Source organism: Thermodesulfobacteriota bacterium (assembly GCA_030583865.1).
In the GTDB taxonomy this organism is placed as follows: Bacteria; Desulfobacterota; GWC2-55-46; order GWC2-55-46; family GWC2-55-46; genus UBA5799.
This window is the reverse complement of the sequence record CP129479.1, coordinates 2,377,534-2,400,584: the sequence shown is the minus strand read 5'-3', so window position 1 is coordinate 2,400,584 and position 23,051 is coordinate 2,377,534. Positions and strand designations below refer to the sequence as shown.

Sequence of the window (23,051 nt, the reverse complement as noted above, 5' to 3'; positions counted from 1 at the left end):
CGACTTTGCTGGAAATAACTTATCACCTGTTGTTTACGAGACCTTATAGCATATATGGGGGGAAGTGTCCAAGAGAAATCTTGGTTTTCAGGCGGATTTTGCTGGAAAAAATCAGGAAGCTACAGGGCCCGATATCGGCCGCAGGTAATGCAGCAGGGACATCTCCCATATGGCGGCTATGAAAAGAATAATGATTATAAACACATACAGCCTCGCCCCGTTCCTTCCGGCAGCGAGGAGGGCTTCTTTCCTCGAGGACGTGCCCTTGCGGTCAGGCCAGATGAGGGAAAGGCCCAGGTCGGTCCCTACCGAGGACGAAAGGCAGTATGCTCCGAATTCGAGGACAAAAGTGCCGTAGAATACGATGAGCATCGTAGCGTTCACGTCCATTCCGGCTATGAGTATCCCTATGATAAATCCCCTCCAGACGGCTACGACATAAGGCAGGAAGAATACGAGTCCGGTAAGGGTGGTGCTGAGGAACGCCCCGAATACCAGGTTGAAAGAGAAAGTGTAGAGGACCTTGAGCGGGAGGTTCTCGGCGAGCACGCCCGTGAGCGGCTTAAGATACGGGAGCTCCTGTATCTCCTTAAGCTGCTCCTCCCGGAGCTCGATCACCCCCGGATATCCCTGGGCAACCATCCATTGCCCGAAAAAGAGGAATATCACATGGACGGCCGCATAGAATATGATGAGGTTCCTGAGTTTCCCTGCCGCCCCGAGCGATTTGGCGAATGTCGCGTTGAGTTCCATTCGGACTCTTTCAGGCTACCTCTAAAAATGATTATTTTTCCTGATCTCTGTGTCAGGGCGGAAATAAAAATGTTCACATATTCCCATGTATGCTTCGCTTTTTATTTCCGCCCTTCCTTGACCTCAGAAAAAATTCATAATTTTTAGAGGCACCCTTCAGTTGTTTAGGTATGCGTAAAAACAAGGGCGAATTATATAATATACCAGAATCGGAAATGGGAAGGGCCGGGCGCCGTGAAACCGTCATAGGCTGTGAGGCCCGGGGCCGGTTATGGCTACTTGTCCTTGTCTTTAGCCTTCTTCGCGGGTTTCATGCGGCACGGGTCGTATTTCCCGACTATCGCCTTGAGCTTCTTGCAGTAAAGGCCCCCGGTCTTGTAGCAGATCTCTTTTTTAGGATCCAGGAAAACGGCATGGACGCATTCTATGCAGGTTGTCGGTCCGCTCATGGGTGGATTTTAATGCCTTATACGCGCTTCCTCAAGCGGAATCTCGGCCCTGAGCCTCCGATGTTGACAAAAGGATGGAAATCCCTTAAATGTATTGGAACCTAAAAAGGAGCCGCACCCATTCTTACTCCACCGAAGACAATCGTCGTGGCCGATCCTGACGCCTCAAGGTGCCTTAAGCTCGCCACGATGGTCAAAAGGCTCGACTACAACGTCTTCCTCGCCTCGAACGGCTCTGACCTTGTCCGGATAACCTCCGGCATAATACCGAACGCCGTGCTCCTTGACCTCGATATGCCCCCCATATCAGGCCAGCCCTGCCTGGAGGCCTTGAGGTCTAACAGGAGCCTGAGCATTATCAAGATAATCACGACCTCGGAGGTGGGGCGCACAGCCGACCTCGTGGCCTCGCTTTCAAGGGGCGCCGCGGGATATGTCACAAGGCCCGTAAGCCCGACCGAGCTCTACAGGACCATACAAAAGCTCATCGAGCCCCGGCCAAGGAACTTTTTGAGGATACGGGTCCTTTTCAAGGCGACGGTCATAACCGGCGCTACTGGCCGCTCTACATTCGCGACCGCCCTCTCGGAGCAGGGTGTTTTCATAAGGACGCTCAAGCCCTTTGCCGAGGGCACGAATGTCAAGGTCTCGCTGGAGCTCCCGACGCCCAAGCCCCTTGTGCTCGACGGAGAAGTGCTCTATGCCGTCAAGGAGATGCCGGACAAGCTCTCGGAGCCCGGCATGGGCATAAGGTTCGTCGGCCTCGACCCGAATATACAGGCAGGCCTCCGTAAGTTCATCGAGGACCAGGTCATAGGAGAGGGCGGAGAAGGTCTGCTCTGATTGAAGCCCTGATTAAATTTTCCTTTATTCGTCATTGCGAATTGTGAGCCGAAGCCGCGAGCGAGCACGGCGGGAAGCAATCTTTTTAATAAATCAACCATTTTGAGGATTGCTTCGGAGCCAAATCCTTGCAATGACAGCAGAAACAGAATTATTAGGAATCTACCCGCCGAGCTCGTACCTCAATAGCCCGACTCCGAATATCGCGGCGGTCTCCGTCCGTAAGACCCTGCTTCCGAGGCTTGCCTGAACAAAACCCATTTCCTTTGCCAGGGCCGCCTCTTCTTCGGTGAAGCCGCCTTCAGGCCCCACGAGCAACGCAACGCTCCTGACCGGCTGTTTAATCTCGCTTAAGAACGCCTTCAAGCCTTTCAGTCCTTGACCTTCCCGGAGCATTATTTTAAGCTCCGTAGCCACGGTTTCGCGCAGCGCTTCCTTGTAAGTCGCATAGGGGAGTAATACGGGTATGTCCCTCCTCCTCGACTGCCTCGCGGCCTTGAGAGCTATCCGCTGCCAGTTATGCGACCTCTTCTGCCTTGAGTCGAGTTCCTCGATTGAAATGGATTTATCGGACTTGAATGGGAGAACCGCGGTGACCCCGAGCTCGGTCGTTTTCTGTATTATGGCCTCCATCCGCTCCCTATCGGGCAGGGCCTGGATAAGGAGCACCACGGGGCCGGGCTCGATAGCCCCCATCTCCTCGAAGACCGTGATCTCGGCTTTTCCATCAGATAATGAGATGAGCCTTCCACGGACAAGCTCGCCCCGCCCGTCAATTATAGTGAACGCCTCGCCCGGCCTGGGCTCCCATGAAAGGAGCCTGCAGGTATTTTCATTGTCGAGCGTAAAGTTGTCTCCGTTGAGGAGAACCCTTTCTACCCGTATCTCTCCGAGGCCGGAAAACACCAGAATCTCCTTGTTGAAGCGGAGTGAAGTAGTATAATCTTACACCAGCGCCCGGGGGCTTGGAAGGGCGATATGGGCTGTTTTAAGGCGGCTAATTCAGGCCGAGGAGCCTTGAGATGGCGAGTATGCGGGACTTGATCTCGGCCCTTCCGGAGAGCCTCAAGAGGATGTCGACCGAGGCGCCGGGATCGAACCCGGCCCGCTCCATGATGTCGAGGGCGCTTGCATCAGCCTCCATCTCCCGCAGAAGGGGGCTGTCGCTGTCTGCGAGCGCCGGAGACTGGTCCCCGGCGAGTATGTGGGAGGCCTCATGGGCGATAATGAAAGCCATCTCGTCGTCGGTCATGGTGGCGGAGACCAGCCCGGCCGAGAGGACGACCGTTCCGTCGGGCATGACAAAGGCGCTCATTGAGGCGTCATCGCTTAATGTCACCCTGGGGCTGAAGCCGGTTGCAGCCTCGATCCTTGAGAGGACGTCCGCTATCATTGTCATCCTGGGGTCTGCCGCTTCTCCGGCATACGCCACGGAAAAAGGCGCTGCCGCCGCGATGAAAGCCGCAATGACGATGGATAGGACTGATTTTTTAAGGAAAGTAAGCATCAGCCGCATATTTTAGCACGGCCCGGGTGTGGATTCAATGGGAAACTACGCGAAAAATATAATGTTTCAGGGCACTTCTTCCCATGTGGGGAAAAGCGTCCTCTCGGCTGCGCTCATAAGAGCCCTGAAGGACAGGGGCTTCAGGGTCGCCCCTTTCAAGGCACAGAATATGGCCCTCAATTCGGCTGTCGCGGTTGAGGGAGGCGAGATAGGCAGGGCTCAGGCCTTTCAGGCCGAGGCGGCTGGCCTCAAGCCCTCGGTACACATGAACCCAGTGCTCCTCAAGCCAACCGGCGATTCCATGTCCCAGGTCATAATTCACGGCAAGCCTGTCGGCATGATGACCGCAGCCGAGTACCATGCCTTCAAGAAGGAGGCCCTGGGCCATGTGCTGGAGAGCTATTCGAAACTTGCCCTTGATTACGACGTAATCGTCATCGAAGGGGCCGGAAGCCCGGCGGAGGTGAACCTACGCGATAACGACATAGCCAACATGGGCATGGCGGGCGCGGTCGGGAGCCCCGTCGTCCTCATCGGCGACATAGACAGGGGCGGGGTGTTCGCCTCGCTCGTGGGCACGCTCGAGCTCCTTTCGATTGAAGAAAGGGAGAGGGTAAAGGGGTTCATAATAAACAAGTTCAGGGGCGACATAGGCCTCCTTAGGCCGGGGCTCGATTTCCTGGAGGCACGGATCGGGAAGCAGGTTTTGGGAGTTGTGCCGAGCTTTTCGGGCCTCCTCATACCGGACGAGGACAGCGTCTCCCTCGATGAAAGGAGCGCGTTAAAGCCAGGCAGCGGGTTGAAAATAGCGGTTCTTAAGCTGCCGCGCCTTTCGAATTTCACGGACTTCGACCCGTTCAGGGGCGACGCCGGCATAGAGCTATCGTTCATAAGCTCCCCGCATGAGATGGCCGGGGCAGGGCTCGTCATAATACCGGGCACAAAGAGCACGATAGCCGACCTCATGTGGATGAAATCCAGGGGTTTCGGCCCGGCAATAAGGGAACACATCGAGAAAGGCGGCATGGTAGCGGGCATTTGCGGGGGGTTCCAGATGCTCGGGACAGCTGTAAAGGACCCGCAGGGAGTGGAAGCAGCCGCCGGTGAGGCCGAGGGCTTCGGCCTCGTGGACGCCGTGACGGTCCTGCGCAGGGAGAAGAAGACCTTCGAAGTCTCGGCTGTGGCAAGGCTGATGGGAAGGGACTACGAGGTCAGGGGCTATGAGATACACATGGGCGAGACCATTGTAAAGGGAAGCCCGTTCGCAAGGATACTTGAGCGGAACGGCAGGACATGCTACGCCCCGGACGGGGCGGCGACCCATGACGGCATGGTCTGGGGCACCTATGTGCACGGAGTATTCGATAACGACGTCTTCAGGCAGGCTGTAGTATCCGCGCTCTCCGGCGGAAAGTGCGGGACAGTAGCGAGCTTCGAATCCGGGCGCGAGAGCGCGCTCGCTTCGCTTGCCTCGATATTCGAGGGTAGCGTGGACATGGAGCGCGTCCTCCGGATAATCGGGGCATGACAGGCCACGAGGCGCTTGAAGGCGCGCTTGATATCGTCCCCCTTTCCGCGCTCGCGTTCCTTACGGCGCTAATCCTCGACCTTATCATAGGGGACCCTGAAAAGGCGCCGCACCCGGTCAGGTGGATCGGGAGGATTGCGGCCTTCCTTGAGGCCGCAATAAGGAAGGCCCTGCCAAATAGCGCCGGATGGGAGAGGCTCGGCGGAGCGCTCCTGTGGGTCTTCGTTGTGGGCGGCGCTTACGCGGCAACGGCCCTTGTCATTCATTATGCGGGCCTCCATTCGACCGCGCTTTCCTTTGTGCTTTCGGTCTTTTTCATATGGGCCGGTCTTTCCATGAAGGCTCTCGGGGACGAGGCCCTGGCGGTCGTAAGGGCGCTCGGGCATGGGCTGGACGAGGGGAGAAGGCGGCTCGGCCGCATAGTGGGGAGGGACACCGGCGATCTTGAAGAGAAAGAGGTGCTCAAGGCCGCTGTCGAGACGGTTGCCGAGAACACCTCCGACGGCGTCATAGCCCCGCTCTGTTTCCTTTTGCTCGGCGGCCCGGCGCTCATGATGGCCTACAAGGCCGTAAACACGCTCGATTCGATGGTGGGCTACCGGAACGAGAGGTACAGGCACTTCGGCTGGTTTTCGGCGAGGATGGACGACGCGGCGAATTTTGTGCCCGCGAGGCTCTCGGGCGCGCTCATAATCACAGCCTCTTTCATTTTAGGATATAATTGGATGAAGTCCGCGGCCATGCTGGCGCGAGACGGCCGCAACCACCTTAGCCCCAACTCCGGGGTCCCGGAGGCCGCGATGGCCGGCGCGCTGGGTGTGAAGCTCGGCGGAGGGTCGTTCTACGGCGGCGTATTCTCTGAAAAGCCCTGGATCGGCGACCCGGTTAAGGACATTGACACGGGAACGGTAATGTCCTCGGTCAGTATAATGCGGGCAGCGGGCCTGACGATGGCCGGGGCCGTAATGACGATAATGCTCCTTTTCGACTGAATGCCGCCCATCGGACCGTGTCCGGGGCAGAAAGAGGAGATCGATGCTTAACGCGCTCAGGTTCATCTTCCTCATGAGCATCGTGACATGGGTGGGGATGATAATCTTCTATACCCTCTTCGTAACCCCGAGCATATTCAGGGCCCTGCCGAGGGAGCTGGCGGGCGACGTGGTCTCGCACATATTCCCCAGATACTGGGGCATCGGCTATGTAGCGGCCATACTCTCGCTTGCCTCCCTCATCGCGATGTCGTTCATCGAGAAGGTATTCCCCATGGCCAGGATACTCATCCTGGCGCTCATGACCGCGCTCACCTTCTACTCGGGGCTTGTTGTGGCTCCGGAGGCGCAGACGATTAAGGCCCAGATGAAGGTTGTAGAGGACCCCCAGAGGCTCGAAGAGCTCCGGAGCGAATTCAGGGGCGTCCACAGGACGAGCTTTGCCCTGAACCTGGTGATCATGGTCGCAGGCATTGTCCTCGTATTCCTCGTTTCGAGGAATCTCAGGCTGTAATGCAGTCCTCAAAAGACCTGTAGAAGATAGAAAGGGAGGCGGCATGAACAGGGTATACAAGAAGATAGAGCTTGTCGGCATCTCTTCCAAGAGTTTCGAGGACGCGGTTACGCACGCGATAGAAAAGGCCTCCAAGACCCTCCACGGCCTCGCGTGGTTCGAGGTCGTCGAGCAGCACGGCAGGGTCGCTGACGGCAAGATAGCCGAGTTCCAGGCTGTCGTAAGGGTGGCTTTCAAGCTCGACGATTAGGGAGGCGGGCCGGAACTCATGCCGAATGGCGGGGACATATCGTTCTTCTTTAATCCTGCAAGCGTGGCCGTGGTCGGCGCCTCGCCTGAGCCCGGGAAGATATCGAATATAATTCTCAGGAACCTCGTCGGCGCGGGATTCGGCAAGAGGATTATCCCGGTGAACCCCGGGCAGGCCTCCATCATGGGGCTTGAGTGCCTGCCGTCCCTTGAGGATTCGAGGGAGGTAGTAGACCTTGCCGTCTTCGCCATACCCGCTGCGTCCGTACCAGCCGCGCTCAGGCGCGCCGAAGGGAAGGTGCGGGGCGCGGTAATAGTGAGCGGCGGTTTCGGGGAGGCCGGTGAAAAGGGGAAGGCCCTTGAAAAGGAGGTCCTGGAGATAGCGCGAAAAGGCGGGGTGCGCGTAATCGGTCCGAACTGCCTCGGCATCTACGACGCTGCCTCGAAGGTGGATACCTTCTTCATACCCACGGACAGGGCCGGCAGGCCGGGAAGGGGAGGCCTTTCCATTCTCTCGCAGAGCGGCTCCTTCGCCGCGGTCGCCATGGACGAGCTCGCGGCGGAAGGCATCGGCGCCGCAAAGATAGTGAGCTATGGGAACGCCGTTGACGTCAATGAGTCGGACTGCCTGGAGTTCCTCGCATCCGACCCGGAGACGAAGGCCGTCGTCTTGTACATGGAATCGGTCGCCGACGGCAGGAGGTTCGTCGAAGCCGCATCGAGGTGTGCCGCTCAAAAGCCCGTCATGGCCGTCAAGGTCGGGAAATTCGGCGCGGGCGCTGCCGCCGCCCGTTCCCACACCGGCGCGATCGCCGGAAGGTACGAGATATACAGGGCCGCTTTCAAGAAGACGGGCGTTACCGAGCTTAACGGCTACGAGGAGTTCCAGGCAGCCTGCAAGGCCTTCGGGCTTCAGGGGAGGGCCGGAGGCAAAAGGGTCATGATAATAACGGACGGCGGCGGCATGGGCGTGGGCATCGCGGACGCCTGCCACGCCCTCGGGCTCGATGCCGCGCCGCTTCCGCAGGAACTGGAACAAGGGCTCAAGGCCGTCTTCCCGCCGTATTTTTCCGTCTCAAACCCCCTTGACCTTACAGGGAGCGCAACGGACGAGTCATTTGCCCTCTCGGTGCAGAAGACGATGGCGGGCGGGCATTACGACATCGCCATAGTCGCGGCGCTCTGGGGCCCGCCAGCGCTTACGGACGCTCTCCCGGGCATGCTCGCGCAGAAGCCGGGGTTTTCCGAGAAGCCCATCATCATCTGCTCGCCGGGGGGCGAGTATTCGAGGTCGCGCCTGAGGCTCTTCAGGGAAGCGGGGCTCCCTGTATTCACGACACCCGAGGGTGCGGTGCGCGCGGCGGCTGTCCTCGCAAGGGGACGATAGGAGCGCCTATGGCGGAAAAGGCCGCGATAGAGAAGATAGTAAAGGAGACCTTGAGCCTGGGGAGAAAGACGCTCATCGAGCCCGAGGCAAAGGCCGTCATAAGCCTAGCGTCCATCCCGGTACCCAGGCACAAGGTGGTTAAGGACATGGCCGGGGCGGTCGAGGCCGCTTCAGAGATAGGCTATCCGGTCGCGCTTAAGCTCATATCGCCGGACATACTGCACAAGAGCGACATAGGCGGCGTGGCGCTTGGCATAAGGGACGCTGGGGAGCTTGAACTGAACTGGTCGCGGATTATACTCGGCGCTGCGGACGAGGCCCCGGCCTCCGTTATCGAAGGCTTCCTTATCGAGGAGATGGCCGGACAAGGGACAGAGGTAATCGTCGGCGGCATAAGGGACGCGCAGTTCGGCCCCGCCGTGATGTTCGGCCTCGGCGGCGTGGCCGTAGAGCTTCTTAAGGACGTAGCCTTCAGGCTCGCCCCGGTTTCGAGGGAGGAGGCCTTTGATATGATCTCCGAGGTAAAGAGCTACCCTCTCCTTACCGGCTTCAGGGGTGGAAGCCACAAGGACCTGGACGCCATAGCCGACGTCATAATGAAGATCGGAAGGATAATGGAGGGGGTCAGCGCCATAAAAGAGCTTGAGATAAACCCCCTTGTGGTGTATGAGAGAGGGGCCCTGGCGGTGGATGCCCGGGCAGTGCTTGGATAGCAGGCTTTGTTGCTTCCCCTCTTTTCTAAAGAGGGGTCAAGTAAAGTGCTCAGGAAGCTGTGATTAGTTTTCTAGGGTGCGCTATGCGCACCATTGCAAATCCCCCCTTGTCTCCCTTAGGAAAGTGGAATTCATCAGAGTTAAGGTATTCACAAATTTCGAGGTCTGGTTCGTTGGTCAAGGACATACACGGGGGGAATATCTGGCAGGCGGCTAAAGAGGCCTCCAGGCCCCTTGAAAAGATAATCGATTTCAGCGCTAGCATAAACCCGCTCGGCCCGCCGACTTCGGCCATAAAGGCGATAGAGGAAGGGCTGAGGCTCATACCCCCTTACCCGGACCCTTCCGCGAACGCCCTCAAGGAGGCGCTCGCGGCACGTCATGGCGTATCAACGGACAATATACTCCCTGCAAACGGCTCGACCGAGCTTATCTATCTGATCCCCAGGCTCATTAAACCCGGCAGGGCGTTAATCATAGAGCCCGCCTTCAGCGAATACAAAAAGGCCCTTGCCCTTGCGGGATGGAAGGCCGAGAGCTTTGTCATGGACAAAGAGGATGGCTTCAGGCTCGACCTCGGGAAGCTCGGGAGAAGGCTCTCAAAGGGCTTCAGCCTGGTCTTCATGGCAAACCCCGCGAACCCGACGGGCGTACTCTATTCCGAAGAAGAGACGCTTTCGTTCCTGAAGCTATCGCGCACGAGCGGAGCCCTGGCTGTGCTCGACGAGGCCTTCATAGACTTCTCGGGCGGTAGCGTAATGCGGGAGGCAATAAGGGCGGGTAATGCCATCGTGCTCCGCTCAATGACCAAGTTCTACGCGCTCGCGGGCCTCCGGCTCGGGTACGCGGCGGCGGAAAGGAAGCTCCTCTCAAGGCTTGAAAGGCTCAAACCGCCCTGGTCTGTAAATACGCTCTCGTCCATTGCAGGGGCCGCCTGCCTCGCTGACGCGCGATACAGTGATCTGACGGCAGAATGGCTTTCGACGGAGAGGGATGCGCTCTCGAAAGGCATCGCTTCCGTAAAGGGACTTGAGCCGCTCCCGTCCTCGGCCAATTACCTGATGGTAAGGATATCAAAGCCGCGCCTTGACGCCAGGGCGCTCGCTTCCAGACTTTTTCAGCAGGGGATACTCATACGCGATTTGAGCGCCTTCAGGGGGCTCGGCCCTGAGTTCTTCAGGGTGGCCGTGCTCGGGAGGGATGCTAACAGGTTTCTTATAAATTCTCTTAAACAGGCGATGGGCGAAGCTGGCGCTCGGAAGAAGGGCGCCAGGAAGCGGGGCGAACGGACCGCGTGAGGATTCTTCCCGTTCCGTAAGAGGGTCTTTCCCCCTCATTCTTGAAGAGGGGGCATGGGAGATTATTCAAAATCATGTATAATCTCCCTTTCAGAAAATACTCACAAGCTTCCCGCCGCGAAAGAGCCTAAAGGCTTACTTTCACGACCGTCTTCACATTCCCGCGCACATTGAAATCCGCGACTACGTCGAGCTTCCTCGGGGAGAGGAGCTTCTTCAAATCGTCGAAGATGAGGTTCGTTGCGGCCTCGTGCGAGATGGCCCTTTCGCGGAAGGAGTTGAGGTAAAGTTTAAGCGACTTAAGCTCTACGACCTTCCTGTCAGGCACATAGGTTACGTTGATCGTCGCGAAGTCGGGATACCCCGAGCGCGGGCACACGCAGGTGAACTCCGGGTAGCTTATCTCTATCGTATAGTCCCTGTCCGGGCTGGCGTTGTCCCAGGCCTCGAGCTTGGCTTCCTCTATGGCCTTTGCGCCGTATTTCTTTTCGGTCATCCGTTTAAAGCCTTTCTTTTGAAACCCGCCGCGAAGCGGGCTTATGAACCATATTAGCAAAATCCGGTAAAAAATAAAGCCGTTTTGAGCGGCATTTCCTGAATGGCTTGACAGGGGGCGGTATTTTCGGGCTTAATGGGAGTGCACCCGATGCTCCGGGAGGGAGCCCTGGGTGATAGAATAGCACGGGCAGGGAGCTCAGGGCATAAAAGGCGTGACGCCCCCGTTTTCAGGGAATATGGATTTTGCCTTGACAAAAAGCCTCCTTTTTTGTAACCTGAAAAGATTCGGTTTTACGCGCCTGTAGCTCAGTGGATAGAGCATCGGCCTCCGAAGCCGAGGGTCGGAGGTTCAAATCCTCTCAGGCGCGCCAGATTCAGGGCGGGCCGGGAAGGAAAAACGCAGTACAGGCGCTGACTTTCAAATAGATTTCTTCTTGGGCCGCTAGCTCAGTTGGTAGAGCAGCTGACTCTTAATCAGCGGGTCGTAGGTTCGATCCCTACGCGGCCCACCAAGTTGAAGGGGTTACGGGATTTTTCATGGTCCTGCAACCCCTTTTTCTTTTTGTACGGTATACTTTTGTATAATCGATGTCCCGGTTATAGCCTCTGAAGCACTTCAACGGCCTGAATTGTCTTTGTCAGCGGTGAACCTCCACGCGCGGAGGCTGTTTATTGCCATGCAACGCGAGGGATATCCTGTTCTGTTTCTTCTTGGTGCTGACCCTTTTTGGAGTTTCGTTTCTGCCTTACCTCCTGCCTGGCTCTGCCGCATTATTCGAGGAACATAATTTGATCGAGAGCTTGTCGGCGCTGGGATACGGCCTGGCAATGGCTTACGCCGTTCTCAAAGGGGGTACTCGGTTCGTCCGTACCCGGTTTACTTTATTGTTCTGTTTGTTTTTTGCGCGTTGAGAGAGTTGGATTTCAATAGAAGATTCACATCAGTCGGCTTGCTGAAGCTCGAGCTTTATACAGGGCATGCTCCGTTAGGGGAAAAGTTGTTGGGGGGTCTGGTGCTTATGATGCTGGCGTGGATTGCCGTGACGATCCTGCGGCAACACCTGTTCCGTTTCAGGCAGGACTTTGCCATTTATCGCAGGCTTTACATATTGTCCATAGCTGGTTTTCTGCTGGCAGCCCTGGCGAAAACCCTCGATGGGTTCCAGCGGAAGCTCAGGTCTCTGGGAGTATATCTGCCGGATGCCCGCGCGGAGTATTTCACCTATCTCGAAGAATCCTTGGAGCTGGGTATCCCTCTGGTCATCCTCCGGGCATTGGCGGTTTATTTCAGGGACTACAATACAATGGGAACTCCTGGTAATGTCTCACGGAATGGCGTGGTTCGAAGTTAAGTTGACCTGATTAAATTGTCATCTTGGTCGAAGCTTCTCGGACCCGCGATACTCGATTAATGGTAACCCCTTTCTTGCTCGCACCAGGCCCCTCCACTTTCAAAAAATACTGTATACTCCTTATGAACAGGCGAGAAGTCTGAATGCCCGATGCCAAAAAACTCCCGGCCCTGTTTGCCTGAAGGGCGGCCTTCAAGGAGGTCACGATGAAGAGCCTTATTGCGGCTGCGGCAGTCCTGCTTCTCTTTTCCGTGAACGCGCACGCGAAGATAGTCGGCGAGACGATCGAATACAATTCCAATGATACCGTCCTTGAGGGATATCTCGTATACGACGACGAGGTGAGCGGCCCGAGGCCGGGCGTGCTTGTCTTTCACGAGTGGTGGGGGATAAACGATTATATTAGAGGGCGCGCGGACGAGCTCGCGAGGCTCGGCTATGTGGCCTTCGCGCCGGATATGTACGGGAAAGGAGTGCGCCCGACCGACCCCAGGGCGGCCGGGGAGGCCGCCGGGAAGCTACGGGCCGATAACGCCCTCATGCGCTCCCGCGCGATTGCCGGGCTTGAGGCCTTGAGGGAAGTCGAGCTCGCGGACACTTCGCGCATAGCTGCCATCGGGTATTGCTTCGGCGGCGGAGCGGCCCTTGAGCTTGCGAGAAGCGGCGCGCCCGTCTCCGGCACAGTTTCTTTTCATGGGAGCCTCGCCACGAAAAACCCGGCCAGGCCCGGCGACATAAAGGGGAGCGTCCTGGTGCTGCACGGCGCGGAAGACCCGCATGTAAAGCCCGAGGATGTGCGCGCCTTCAAGGAAGAGATGCGTAAGGCAGGAGTGGACTGGGTCTTCACAAGCTACGGCGGCGCGGTGCACGGCTTCTCAAACCCGAATAACGACACGGACCCCTCGGACGGCCTTGCCTATAACGAAAAGGCTGACAAACGCTCCTGGGAGGCGATGAAGGATTTTCTAAGGGAGGTGCTTGGGGAACGGAGATGATGAAAATGGATAATACACAGGATTAAGCGAGACGAGGACAATGATTGACTAAAACAAAAAACTTATTGACATTTTGAACTTTATCGTTAAAGTAGTCTGCAATTTGCGATATAATAAGAGCATGAAATATATAACTTCTTATAGCAAGCATCCACGAAAGAATTTACCAAACGGCAGAAAGCGTAAGGAGTCTGATTTTGTGCTTGCCTTTGGGAGAGCTTTTCGTGTTGAAGTTAATAAGAAACTTAGGAAAAATCAGGTCTTTGAGCTTGTGAGGGAAATGTATATTCCTGGATTTGGAATAGCGGATATGGTAGCAGTGCGTCAAAATCGAAACGATACATTTTTATATGCTTTTGAGATGAAATTAAAAGGATGGCGTAAGGCACTCTCTCAAGCTTATCGTTATAAGTATTATTCGGATTTGGTATCCGTGGTGCTTCCTTTTAATGAGGCAGAAAAGGCTAGTCAATATTTAAAATTATTTCAAATTTTAAATATTGGCTTGATTGCTTTTGATGCCAGCAGAAAAATTATTCATACTTTTTATGAGCCCAAACAAGAATTGCCTTTAAGCAAAGTTGCAAATGAAAAGGCTAGAGCTCTTTTTATTGAAAATTTCAAATCTCTGCTTTCTGTCTAAATAGAGCTATGCCATCTTTAAGCGGGTCTAAATGATAATTTCCTGATTTCGAATCAAGAGTTGCACTAAATGTCGAAATGGCCCCATATAATCCTTCCGCCCCATTGATTAATTCTATACATTTTTTTAAATTTGTATTCAGATCATTGGATGTAAGAGTACTCAATAAAGTATTTAGGGCATCCCAGGATTGAAGTATCTCTTCAACTCGGGTGGGGTGAGCAGCAGTATACCCACTATCCGTTCCCAGTCCATTCACTATTTCAGGTAAGAATCTGCTCAATCTGTTTAATTCATCGAAAGTAATTCTATTAAGAAGCTTGATTACCAGATATCGAGGTACGGGCTGTCTTCCTCCAGTTGCTTCAGGCAACCATCTTTCTATTGAGAATTGTCTGAGGTTAGACCACCAACCAGTGCATCCTATGTCTCCACCAACTGCACCGAGGAAAGGAGAAATAATATCAGAATATCCGTTTACAATTAAAAAGTCATTGCTTTTCAAGGCATAATTAAGAAGCATCCAAGATCAAAGCATCTTTTGAAACAGCGAGGGTAGATAGTAAAGGCCTAGTATCTCCAAAACTTTTATAAATTTCCATACTCTTACGTATGAAATTTTTTGATATTACAGATTCTATAGAATCAAAGGAATTAGAAATGAATATATTAGGCGCTATAATGTGGCTAACAGGCAAAGAAATTTGAAATTCTAAAACTCTACGTATTTGTTCAGACACAAATGCACTATCTTCAAGTTGACTGCGCCGTAATGGATTGTAATAAGGATAATCCTCAAGATTCCCAAGCTTGATGTTGGGCTCAGATGTATATAAGTTTACATAAAATTGAGAATCAAATAGCCGACCTGCACTTGGATATGTTTCAGCTATGTCTGCCAATTTCCCTCTTAGATTAACAGGTGACACATCTTTTCCTCCGTAAATAACTCCAGAAAGTACATTATTACTTAGACCTAGAGATATTTTATCACCTTCTCCATACCCATGTTGTGCGTATAGCTTCATGTGCCAGCCTCCAATTGCCTAATTAAGCCCTCAATATTTGAAGGCCTTAAGACAGGTTTTTTTCTAAGTAATTGCTCAATTATTAAAACAAAGGAATCGGATAAATCAGGTCGATGTGCTTTAAGAGGAGCAGCTTTTTCTTTTTCTATTCTGTAAAATGTCTTATAAAGATCATCTCCTATCTGAGCAAATGGATAAATGCCTGATGCATATTCGTATACAGTTAAACCGGCTGTATATAAATCGCTTCTATAGTCGAGCGATTTACGGAAACTAAACTTTAACATTTCAGGTGCTATATAGCGAGCTGTTCCAGGGATTTGATAGGGATTGACTGTAAGGGGAGTATCTATAACAGAAAAAGCAATACCTAGATCAATCAGAACAAAAGGGCGTTCGGGAGTATCCAGTTTTATCACGTTTTCGGGCTTAATATCTCGATGAACGATCCCTAAGGCCCATAATGAATCTATTGCTTTTAAAAGATTTATAGTAAAATTTTGAGCTCGGGTTCAGCTGGGTGCTCTTTTACGAAGATAGATTTCCGTAATGATTTTCCATCGAGGAATTCTTCTGAATAAAATATATAGTCTTCTTCATCAATAGTTATAGGCGTCGGCTTTAATTTGCCAAGCCTTACTATTTCAGGAGTTGAGCATTTTGCAAGGACATTTAATTCTCGTGAAATTCTTCTAATTTGTTCCTGTCTAAAACTTTCTGCTTCTTCGGGATTTATTCCAGCGGACTTGGGTATCTTAACAAGTTTCAAAGCTTCTATTTTTCCTTCAATTCGCGCTTTGTAGACAACCTTAAAACCTCCGCTATCAATTAACTCGATTTCCGTGAGTTGTTCGAAATGGCTCGAAATTTTTTCAATTGACGGTGGCATATTGCCTCATTCTGCTTGCAAATTAAAAAGTGCGATATGCAACTTTTTGAATATAAATTTTTTAACATTAATTAGAATTTTTTTCAAGGTTGTTCTTTGTTTATGTTATGGAAACGTTTCAAAAGAGGCCCTTGACCGCACCAGCTTTCCTATGGTATGTTCATTTCGTGAACAATAATGACGAGCAGGCAGGCGACTACCGCTCGATAATCATATCCACCATTCCCTTGAAAAGATAGGCCTGTAATCATACGCCTCACGGCGATAAGACGCGTCTCATTTACCGCATTCATCCAGGTCTGGTTACGGCTATATAGTTTCTTGTGAGCTATTCATATTTTTTGCTTCCGGTCTTTTGCACCCTCAATCGTGCGTCGTCTCGCATGCAACCAAAGCCCGGTTTACAGGAACCGGCATCACGGAATCGCGGAGGAGGCATGAAGCGGATACTGGCCTTGCTGTCCATTGTTTTTATTTCCGGGTGTGCCGCGGTCTCGATGGTTTCCAATCCCGTGGAGCATGCGAGCTTTACCTCTTTTCAGATCAATGAAATCCAGGAGGCCGTGGTCGGCAACCCCATGATAGTAGAGGAGGACGCCACCTTTTATGAGGGCATAGTCGCGACAGAAGACTTCCAGCCGCCCGCCCAGATGGGCGCCCCACCATACCCAATCATTCCCGCCGGAGCCGGTTTCAGGGCCTACGGAAAATTGACGAGCGGGGCGACGCTTTACAGAGAGCCGAATAAGATCATCTCCCAAAAGGGCAGCTGGAACTACTGCCTCGCCGTTAACGAGATGAACCAGGTCTATGGCGACGCGGAATGCGTGCTCGGATTTGTGCGCGACTGGAACCTGTCGGGCACGCCGTTCAAACCGGGGAGGATCTACCAGAAGGGGTCTTTCAAGGCCGAGATCGTCTATGACGGCAAATCACAGGACACGATAAGGCTCTCCTACAGGGAGTACCGGGACGATTTCACGAGGCCCGCCTTTTACCAGGACCTCTCCTACAATCTTTCTGAATCGAGGACCATCGGCTTCAAGAACATGAAGATTGAGGTGCTTGAGGCCACGCACTCTGATATCAGATTCATAGTCCGTTCGCCCTTGAGATAAGGCAAGTTCCAAAAATTGATCTTTTCCGAAGACTCTGGGTAGTTAGGGAATAAAGATGCTCACATATTGACATATACGCTCATTGCTGTCCCGTTAACTTCCCCCTTTCCAAAGGGGGGCGAGGGGGGATTAAAACATTCGAAAAATCCCCCTCTTATCCCCCTTTTTCAAAGGGGGAAGATCCGTATCCTCAGGTCTCGGAATTCATGTCATGAAAGCATATCGCCGCAGGTCATAGGCAATAAAACACCTTTTTTTTGCTACGACCCAGTTACCTTATTGAATTATTTTGGCCAAAGCAGCTATGGAGGAAAACAGTCAAAATGGATATCAAAAATATAATAATAAAAAGTTATAAGAAAGCTTATGATGCGTCTAATGGAGCGAAACCTCAGATAATTGCTTCGACTGAAGGTGACCGTAATAGGCAGCGTTCGAAGAACTTCGTCGAGATGCTGGCCGAGAACTTTGATAATGAATATAAAAGATATAAAAAGCATAAGTCTGAAAAAATTATTGTTTTTTCAAGAGGGTGTAGAAAGAATAGATGCAGCTTCGGACTAAATGAGTTATTGCATGACATTGCTGTTTGCAGCGTTTCAAAATCTAAAGCACCGAAACAAAAAAAGGTGAAGCTCAGCTATATTACAAGAGTATATTGGCAGGTTGAATCCGAGTTTGCCAGAGATAGTAAACAGGCGATCATTGATTTTAATAAACTTGTTCTGGGCTCGGCAGATAATAAGTTGTTTGTTGGGTCATTGGTAAAAAATAACAGTAAAGCGAAAGATAGTGTCATGTGCAAAAAATTCATGAAAACCCTCGCGAAACCTGCCGGAGCATGTAGAGGAAATATTTATGCAGCCTTTCTTCCGCATCCCAGTGAATGGAAGGCTGATTCTGCGCCCATTGTGTGTCAGTTTATAGGGAATCAGTTTGTAGAAATATAACCCCCGACTAGCCCCCCTCCCCCTTGACTGCACCAGCTTTCCTATGGTATGTTCATTTCATGAACAACAAGGACGAGCAGACAGACGACTACCGCTCGCTACAGCTCCTTGACGAGATATCCAGGAACCACGAGCTTACCCAGCGTGACCTTAGCCGGAAGCTCGGGGTCGCGCTCGGCCTCATAAACTCATACCTCAAGAACCTTGCCGCCAAGGGCTACATAACCATATCCACCATACCCCGGAAAAGATACGCATATTACCTCACGCCTCACGGCTTCGCGGAGAAGACCCGCCTCACATACCGCCACCTGCAGAACTTCACGGCGCTCTACAGGGTGGCCCGTAGGGACTTTAGCGCCCTTTTCACCAGGCTAGCGGCCTCGGGCGTAAAGAGGGTCGCGTTCTCCGGGGTTGACGAGGTGACAGAGATAGCTTACCTTTCCTTGAAGGATACCGACCTTGAGCTTACCGGCATCGTGGACTCCGAACCCGCCAAGCAGAGGTTCCTCGGCCACGAGGTCAGGGCCGTTGCGGACATAAAGAGCATTCCCTTTGATGTGGTGGTGATAACGAATTTCAAGGACGACGAGGCCCTGCGGAAGGGGCTTGTCCGCGCCGGGGTCGATGAGAAGAAGGTCCTCTCCATAAGCTCAGGCGGATGGCTCAAGAAGATAGAAGGCCCGGCAGCGTGAGTTTTTTGATAACCCCTCTTTAATAAAGAGGGGGCGGGGGAGATTATCTTGATAATCCCCCTCTCCCCCTTTAGAAAAGGAGGAATTTGCCACAGCAAGGAATTGACAAAGATTTGAATTAGACCAGGCAGGGGGTCTTGGTAGGATGCGAGTTTTGAAGGGGAAAAGGATTGTGGTGACCGGCGGCGCGGGTTTCCTGGGCTCCTTTGCCGTGGACAAGCTTAAAGAGAGGGGCGCCGAGGTCTTCGTGCCGAGGAGCGCCGTATACGACCTCGTCGAGAGGGACGCCTGCAAAAGGCTCTACAAGGACGCGCGCCCGGATATAGTCATACACCTTGCCGCCAAGGTGGGCGGCATAGGCGCGAACAGGGAAAACCCCGGGAAGTTCTTTTTCGACAACCTTATGATGGGCGCGCTCATGATGGAGGAGGGGAGGCTCTTCGGAATAGAGAAGTTCGTCGCGCTCGGCACCATCTGCGCCTACCCAAAGTTCACACCAGTGCCGTTCAAGGAAGAAAACCTCTGGAACGGCTACCCCGAGGAGACGAACGCGCCCTACGGCATCGCGAAAAAGATGCTCCTTGTGCAGTCCGAGGCTTACAGGGAGCAGTACGGCTTCAACTCCATCTATCTTCTGCCCGTAAACCTGTACGGCCCGCGCGACAACTTCGACCCGGCCTCCTCCCATGTGATCCCGGCCCTCATAAAGAAGTGCCTCGACGCCATTGAGGCGGGCGCGCCCTCCATAACCGTCTGGGGCACGGGCAGGGCCACAAGGGAGTTCCTTTACGCCGAGGACGCGGCAGAGGGAATCGCGCTCGCGACCGAAAAATACGAGAAGCCCGAGCCCGTGAACCTCGGCGCGGGCTTCGAGATTTCCATAAGGGAACTCGTCCAGCTCATAGCGAAGCTTACGGGCTTCAAGGGCGAGATAATATGGGACACCTCCAAGCCCGACGGCCAGCCCAGGAGGTGCCTCGACGTCACGAGGGCCGAGAAGGAGTTCGGCTTCAGGGCGGCGACAGGCTTTGAGGAAGGGCTCCGTAACACGATAGAGTGGTACAAGGGGTCGCTTCAGCCCGGCTGAGGAAGAAACAAGACGAAGAGGAGGATACCGAGTCATGTCCGAGATGAAGGCCCTTGTCCTAAGCGGCGGCAAAGGCACGAGGCTCCGGCCCCTTACGCATACGGGCGCGAAGCAGCTCGTCCCCATAGCCAACCGCCCCATACTCGCCTATGTGCTCGATAATATCGCCAGGGCGGGCATAAAGGAGGTCGGCATAATCATCTCCCCGGAGACAGGGCAGGAGGTGAAGGACACAATGGGCGACGGCTCGGACTGGGGGGTCGCCATCACCTACATCATGCAGGAGAAGCCCGGCGGCCTCGCCCACGCGGTCATCACCGGGAGCGCATTCCTCGGCGGCAGCCCATTTGTCATGTACCTCGGCGACAACCTCATCGGCACCGGGATAGAGTCTTTCGTAAGCACGTTCAAATCAACAGGGGCCGACGCGGTCATCCTCTTAAAGCCAGTGGAAAACCCGTCCTCATTCGGGGTGGCTGAGACCGACGGGACAGGGCGTATAATATGTCTTGAGGAAAAACCCAAGGCCCCGAAGAGCAACCTTGCGCTCGTCGGCGTATACATATTCTCGACGGAGATACACAGGGCGATATCGAGGATAAAGCCCTCGGCGCGGGGCGAGCTCGAGATAACCGACGCCATACAGGAGCTGATAAACCAGGGGAGGCCGGTTCACAGCCATGTCCTCGACACCTGGTGGCTCGACACCGGAAAGAAAGACGACCTCCTGGCCGCCAATACCATCGTCCTTGACGAATGGTACAAGCGCGACATAAGGGGCGAGGTGGAGAATTCCGAGATAACCGGCAGGGTTACGATAGAGGAAGGGGCCAAGGTCGTAAACAGCACGCTCAGGGGGCCGATTGTGATAGGCAAGGGGGCCTTGATAGAAGGTAGCTTCATCGGCCCCTTCACGAGCATAGGCGCGAAGACGCGCGTCTTCAAATCCATCGTCGAGCACTGCGTCATACTCTCCGGCTCCGAGGTCGATCACGTGGACAGGCTCGAGGACAGCCTTATCGGCAGGAACGCGAAGGTCCGGAGGTGCCATGAGAAGCACGAGGCGCTCCGTCTAATGATAGGCGACGATTCCGTGGTGGAGGTGTAGGGCATGTTCAAGGACGGGCCGATCGAAGGTATTGTGATAAAGGAGCTCAAGAGGTATGCGGACGACCGCGGGTGGCTCATGGAGCTCTTCCGGACCGACGAGATTTCAGCTGAGTACGTGCCGGTCATGACCTACGTCTCGCTTACGAGGCCGGGGGTGGCGAGGGGGCCGCATGAGCACATGGACCAGGCAGACTACTTCTGCTTTGCCGGGCCGTCGGATTTCAAGGTGTACCTCTGGGACAATAGAATGGATTCAAAGACCTACGGGAACAGGATGGCGTTCATCGCCGGCGAATCCAGCCCCTCGGTAGTCATCGTCCCTAAGAAGGTAGTGCACGCGTACAGGAACGTGGGGAGCGAGGACGGGCTCGTCATAAACTGCCCGAACAGGCTCTTTAAGGGAGAAGGCAAGAAGGAGCCCGTGGACGAGGTGAGGTACGAGAACGACCCGAACTCCCCATACAGGCTGGATTGATGAAGGTACTTCTCACGGGCGCAAAAGGGCAGCTCGGGAGCGACCTCGGGCCGCTCCTTGAGAAGGCCGGTTTTGAGGCCGCTGCCTTCGGCTCTACTGAGCTAGACATTAGCGACGCCGCTGCGGTCTTCGGGGCCGTCCGCAAGGAGAAGCCCGGCCTTATCATAAACGCGGCGGCCTATACGAAGGTCGACCTCGCGGAAAAGGAACGGGAGAGGGCCTTTGCCGTGAATTCCGACGGCCCGGCAAACCTCGGGAGGGCCGCGCTGGAATCCGGGGTCCCGGTCATACACGTCTCGACGGATTTCGTGTTCGACGGGGCGAGGGCGGTCCCTTACAGGGAAGACGACGCGACCAACCCCCAGAGCGCCTATGGCGAATCCAAGCTCGCGGGCGAGGCGGCGCTTGCGGTCCTTTTGGATAAGCGCGCGGTAATACGCACCTCATGGGTCTATGGTGTTACGGGGCATAATTTCGTAAAGACGATTTTAAGGCTCGCATCCGAGCGAGAAACGCTCAGGGTGGTATACGACCAGGTAGGCTCGCCCACCTGGAGCGCTGACTTGGCCTCCGCTATAGTCGAGGCCGCAAAGGCAATCAGCGCGGGCAAGACCCCGTGGGGTATTTACCATTATTCCAATGAGGGTGTTGCGAGCTGGTTCGACTTCGCGGTTGCTATCTGCGAGGAGGCGAGGGCGCTGGGCATGGGGCTCAAGTGCTCGTCCATAGAGCCGATACTCACGGCTGAATATCCTGTCCCGGCCAGGAGGCCCGCTTTCTCGGTCCTGGACAAGGCGAAGATAAAGGGGGCCTTCGGGCTCAGGATCCCCTACTGGAGAGATTCGCTCCGTTCGATGCTAAAGGAACTCAAGGGGGTCGGCAATGCGTAAGATACTAATAACCGGCGGCGCAGGTTTCATCGGCTCAAATTTCGTCCTCCACATGAGGGCCGCCCACCCCGGCGACAGGCTCGTGGTGCTCGACAAGCTCACATATGCGGGCAACCTCGAAAACCTCGCGTCCTTAAAGGAGGGGCCGCTCTACAGGTTCGTAAAGGGCGATATAACCGACAAGAACCTCGTTGACGCGCTCTTTACGGAGGAGGGCCTGGACACTGTCGTTAACTTCGCGGCGGAATCGCACGTCGATCGCTCCATACTCGGCCCCAGGGACTTTATCGAAACGAACATCCTCGGCACCTTTACGCTCCTCGAGGCCGCGAGGAAGCACTGGGGCGATAATCACGGCGGGAAAAGGTTCCTGCACGTCTCTACGGACGAGGTCTACGGCACGCTCGGGCCCACGGGCTTTTTCACCGAGACGACCGCCTACAGCCCCAACTCGCCATATGCCGCGAGCAAGGCCTCGTCCGACCATCTCGTCAGGGCCTATTTCCACACCTACGGGCTCCCTGTGCTTACGACCAACTGCTCGAACAACTACGGGCCGTACCAGTTCCCGGAAAAGCTCATCCCGCTCATGGTCATAAACGCCCTTAAGGGCAAGTCCCTGCCGGTCTACGGCGACGGGCTGAACGTCCGGGACTGGCTCTATGTCGAGGACCACTGCAGGGCCGTGGACACGGTACTTGAAAAAGGCATGCTCGGCGAGACCTACAACATAGGCGGCCGGAACGAGAAGAAAAATATCGAGATAGTGAAGCTCATCTGCTCGGTACTGGACAGGAAGGCGGCGGAAGGCGCGCTTAAGGAATACCCGTTCGAGGGGAGCCGCGAAAAGCTCATAACTTTCGTCAAGGACAGGCCCGGCCACGACCGGAGGTACGCCATCGATTGCTCTAAGATGGAGAAGGAGCTCGGCTGGGCCCCGGCGCATTGCTTCGAGGACGGGATAGCGAAGACCATAGGCTGGTACATCGCCAACCGCGACTGGTGGGAGCGTATAATCTCCGGCGAGTATACGAAATATTTCAGCCTCCAGTACGGCGGAAGACTGGTCAAGCAGGTTGAATGAAGCC

28 protein-coding genes and 2 tRNA genes are annotated in these 23,051 nt (G+C 54.3%); 21 read left to right on the top strand and 9 right to left on the bottom strand.

From position 1 onward, the window contains the following. Positions 1-111 precede the first annotated feature (111 nt). Complete coding sequence (locus QY316_11445) at positions 112-753, bottom strand: stage II sporulation protein M (GenBank protein ID WKZ32512.1); 642 nt, start codon at positions 751-753, stop codon at positions 112-114. Between the two features lie 275 nt (positions 754-1,028). Next, complete coding sequence (locus QY316_11440) at positions 1,029-1,202, bottom strand: hypothetical protein (GenBank protein WKZ32511.1); 174 nt, start codon at positions 1,200-1,202, stop codon at positions 1,029-1,031. 147 nt (positions 1,203-1,349) lie between these two features. On the opposite strand from QY316_11440, the gene QY316_11435 reads away from it, so the two are divergent. Next, positions 1,350-2,045: a response regulator gene (locus tag QY316_11435; protein WKZ32510.1), complete on the top strand. Its 696-nt coding sequence runs from the start codon at positions 1,350-1,352 to the stop codon at positions 2,043-2,045. Between the two features lie 162 nt (positions 2,046-2,207). Here the strand turns inward: QY316_11435 and QY316_11430 are convergent, their stop codons facing one another. Both QY316_11430 and QY316_11425 read right to left on the bottom strand, forming a co-directional pair. Continuing rightward, entirely contained in the window at positions 2,208-2,951 is a 744-nt protein-coding gene (locus QY316_11430; GenBank protein ID WKZ32509.1) for an RsmE family RNA methyltransferase, read from the bottom strand. Between the two features lie 91 nt (positions 2,952-3,042). After that, positions 3,043-3,552 carry a M48 family metallopeptidase gene (locus QY316_11425; protein ID WKZ32508.1) on the bottom strand — a complete coding sequence of 170 codons (510 nt, stop codon included), beginning with the start codon at positions 3,550-3,552 and terminating at the stop codon, positions 3,043-3,045. Positions 3,553-3,613: 61 nt separating this feature from the next. Here QY316_11425 and QY316_11420 point away from each other — a divergent pair, with 61 nt between their 5' ends. The 7 genes from QY316_11420 to cobD all read left to right on the top strand — a co-directional run bounded on the left by QY316_11420 (position 3,614) and on the right by cobD (position 10,233). Further along, positions 3,614-5,080, top strand: a complete 1,467-nt coding sequence (locus tag QY316_11420; GenBank protein ID WKZ32507.1) for a cobyric acid synthase — start codon at positions 3,614-3,616, stop codon at positions 5,078-5,080. Next, complete coding sequence (cbiB, locus tag QY316_11415) at positions 5,077-6,072, top strand: adenosylcobinamide-phosphate synthase CbiB (protein WKZ32506.1); 996 nt, start codon at positions 5,077-5,079, stop codon at positions 6,070-6,072. Before QY316_11420 ends, cbiB begins: the two co-directional genes overlap by 4 nt. Before the next feature lie 43 nt (positions 6,073-6,115). Beyond that, the gene (locus tag QY316_11410) at positions 6,116-6,586 is read left to right on the top strand and encodes a DUF4149 domain-containing protein (protein WKZ32505.1); all 471 of its coding nucleotides are present in this window, start codon (positions 6,116-6,118) and stop codon (positions 6,584-6,586) included. A 43-nt stretch (positions 6,587-6,629) separates the two neighbouring features. Continuing rightward, positions 6,630-6,836 carry a dodecin family protein gene (locus QY316_11405; GenBank protein ID WKZ32504.1) on the top strand — a complete coding sequence of 69 codons (207 nt, stop codon included), beginning with the start codon at positions 6,630-6,632 and terminating at the stop codon, positions 6,834-6,836. A gap of 18 nt (positions 6,837-6,854) precedes the next feature. Beyond that, positions 6,855-8,222, top strand: a complete 1,368-nt coding sequence (locus QY316_11400) for a CoA-binding protein (GenBank protein WKZ32503.1) — start codon at positions 6,855-6,857, stop codon at positions 8,220-8,222. Positions 8,223-8,230: 8 nt separating this feature from the next. Further along, the gene (locus QY316_11395; protein WKZ32502.1) at positions 8,231-8,935 is read left to right on the top strand and encodes an acetate--CoA ligase family protein; all 705 of its coding nucleotides are present in this window, start codon (positions 8,231-8,233) and stop codon (positions 8,933-8,935) included. Between the two features lie 173 nt (positions 8,936-9,108). Next, complete coding sequence (cobD, locus tag QY316_11390) at positions 9,109-10,233, top strand: threonine-phosphate decarboxylase CobD (GenBank protein ID WKZ32501.1); 1,125 nt, start codon at positions 9,109-9,111, stop codon at positions 10,231-10,233. A 127-nt stretch (positions 10,234-10,360) separates the two neighbouring features. Here cobD and queF read toward each other — a convergent pair whose 3' ends face one another. Further along, positions 10,361-10,729: a preQ(1) synthase gene (gene queF / locus QY316_11385; GenBank protein WKZ32500.1), complete on the bottom strand. Its 369-nt coding sequence runs from the start codon at positions 10,727-10,729 to the stop codon at positions 10,361-10,363. Between the two features lie 297 nt (positions 10,730-11,026). Between queF and QY316_11380 the strand changes: the two genes are divergently transcribed. The 5 genes from QY316_11380 (at position 11,027) to QY316_11360 (ending at position 13,721) form a co-directional block, all read left to right on the top strand. Then, positions 11,027-11,102: transfer RNA gene (locus QY316_11380), tRNA-Arg, on the top strand. Between the two features lie 65 nt (positions 11,103-11,167). Beyond that, positions 11,168-11,243 (top strand) — tRNA-Lys (locus tag QY316_11375). A gap of 507 nt (positions 11,244-11,750) precedes the next feature. Further along, complete coding sequence (locus QY316_11370) at positions 11,751-12,083, top strand: hypothetical protein (GenBank protein WKZ32499.1); 333 nt, start codon at positions 11,751-11,753, stop codon at positions 12,081-12,083. A 206-nt stretch (positions 12,084-12,289) separates the two neighbouring features. Next, on the top strand, positions 12,290-13,078 hold the full coding sequence (locus QY316_11365) for a dienelactone hydrolase family protein (protein WKZ32498.1): 789 nt from the start codon (positions 12,290-12,292) through the stop codon (positions 13,076-13,078). Between the two features lie 121 nt (positions 13,079-13,199). After that, a complete protein-coding gene (locus QY316_11360) occupies positions 13,200-13,721 on the top strand; it encodes a hypothetical protein (GenBank protein ID WKZ32497.1) in 522 nt (173 codons plus the stop codon). On the opposite strand, the gene QY316_11355 is transcribed toward QY316_11360, so the two are convergent. Genes QY316_11355 through QY316_11340 form a run of 4 tightly spaced genes read right to left on the bottom strand, consistent with a single transcriptional unit; the run spans position 13,699 to position 15,638 of the window. Next, the gene (locus tag QY316_11355; GenBank protein ID WKZ32496.1) at positions 13,699-14,244 is read right to left on the bottom strand and encodes a hypothetical protein; all 546 of its coding nucleotides are present in this window, start codon (positions 14,242-14,244) and stop codon (positions 13,699-13,701) included. The two genes, QY316_11360 and QY316_11355, sit on opposite strands and share 23 nt — an antisense overlap. Next, positions 14,234-14,749, bottom strand: a complete 516-nt coding sequence (locus tag QY316_11350) for a hypothetical protein (protein ID WKZ32495.1) — start codon at positions 14,747-14,749, stop codon at positions 14,234-14,236. The genes QY316_11355 and QY316_11350 overlap by 11 nt, the downstream gene beginning before the upstream one ends. Then, a complete protein-coding gene (locus QY316_11345; protein ID WKZ34120.1) occupies positions 14,746-15,222 on the bottom strand; it encodes a protein kinase in 477 nt (158 codons plus the stop codon). The genes QY316_11350 and QY316_11345 overlap by 4 nt, the downstream gene beginning before the upstream one ends. Before the next feature lie 14 nt (positions 15,223-15,236). Beyond that, positions 15,237-15,638 carry a hypothetical protein gene (locus QY316_11340; protein WKZ32494.1) on the bottom strand — a complete coding sequence of 134 codons (402 nt, stop codon included), beginning with the start codon at positions 15,636-15,638 and terminating at the stop codon, positions 15,237-15,239. A 437-nt stretch (positions 15,639-16,075) separates the two neighbouring features. Between QY316_11340 and QY316_11335 the strand changes: the two genes are divergently transcribed. The 8 genes from QY316_11335 to rfbB all read left to right on the top strand — a co-directional run bounded on the left by QY316_11335 (position 16,076) and on the right by rfbB (position 23,047). Next, entirely contained in the window at positions 16,076-16,756 is a 681-nt protein-coding gene (locus tag QY316_11335) for a hypothetical protein (GenBank protein ID WKZ32493.1), read from the top strand. A 323-nt stretch (positions 16,757-17,079) separates the two neighbouring features. After that, a complete protein-coding gene (locus QY316_11330) occupies positions 17,080-17,706 on the top strand; it encodes a hypothetical protein (protein ID WKZ32492.1) in 627 nt (208 codons plus the stop codon). Between the two features lie 59 nt (positions 17,707-17,765). Further along, entirely contained in the window at positions 17,766-18,401 is a 636-nt protein-coding gene (locus tag QY316_11325) for a winged helix-turn-helix transcriptional regulator (protein WKZ32491.1), read from the top strand. Between the two features lie 145 nt (positions 18,402-18,546). After that, on the top strand, positions 18,547-19,488 hold the full coding sequence (locus QY316_11320; GenBank protein WKZ32490.1) for a GDP-L-fucose synthase: 942 nt from the start codon (positions 18,547-18,549) through the stop codon (positions 19,486-19,488). Positions 19,489-19,531: 43 nt separating this feature from the next. Beyond that, positions 19,532-20,596: a glucose-1-phosphate thymidylyltransferase gene (locus QY316_11315; protein ID WKZ34119.1), complete on the top strand. Its 1,065-nt coding sequence runs from the start codon at positions 19,532-19,534 to the stop codon at positions 20,594-20,596. Between the two features lie 3 nt (positions 20,597-20,599). After that, on the top strand, positions 20,600-21,073 hold the full coding sequence (locus QY316_11310) for a dTDP-4-dehydrorhamnose 3,5-epimerase family protein (protein WKZ32489.1): 474 nt from the start codon (positions 20,600-20,602) through the stop codon (positions 21,071-21,073). Then, positions 21,073-21,963 carry a dTDP-4-dehydrorhamnose reductase gene (gene rfbD / locus QY316_11305; protein ID WKZ32488.1) on the top strand — a complete coding sequence of 297 codons (891 nt, stop codon included), beginning with the start codon at positions 21,073-21,075 and terminating at the stop codon, positions 21,961-21,963. Before QY316_11310 ends, rfbD begins: the two co-directional genes overlap by 1 nt. Continuing rightward, a complete protein-coding gene (gene rfbB / locus QY316_11300; protein WKZ32487.1) occupies positions 21,956-23,047 on the top strand; it encodes a dTDP-glucose 4,6-dehydratase in 1,092 nt (363 codons plus the stop codon). Before rfbD ends, rfbB begins: the two co-directional genes overlap by 8 nt. Positions 23,048-23,051 lie beyond the last annotated feature (4 nt).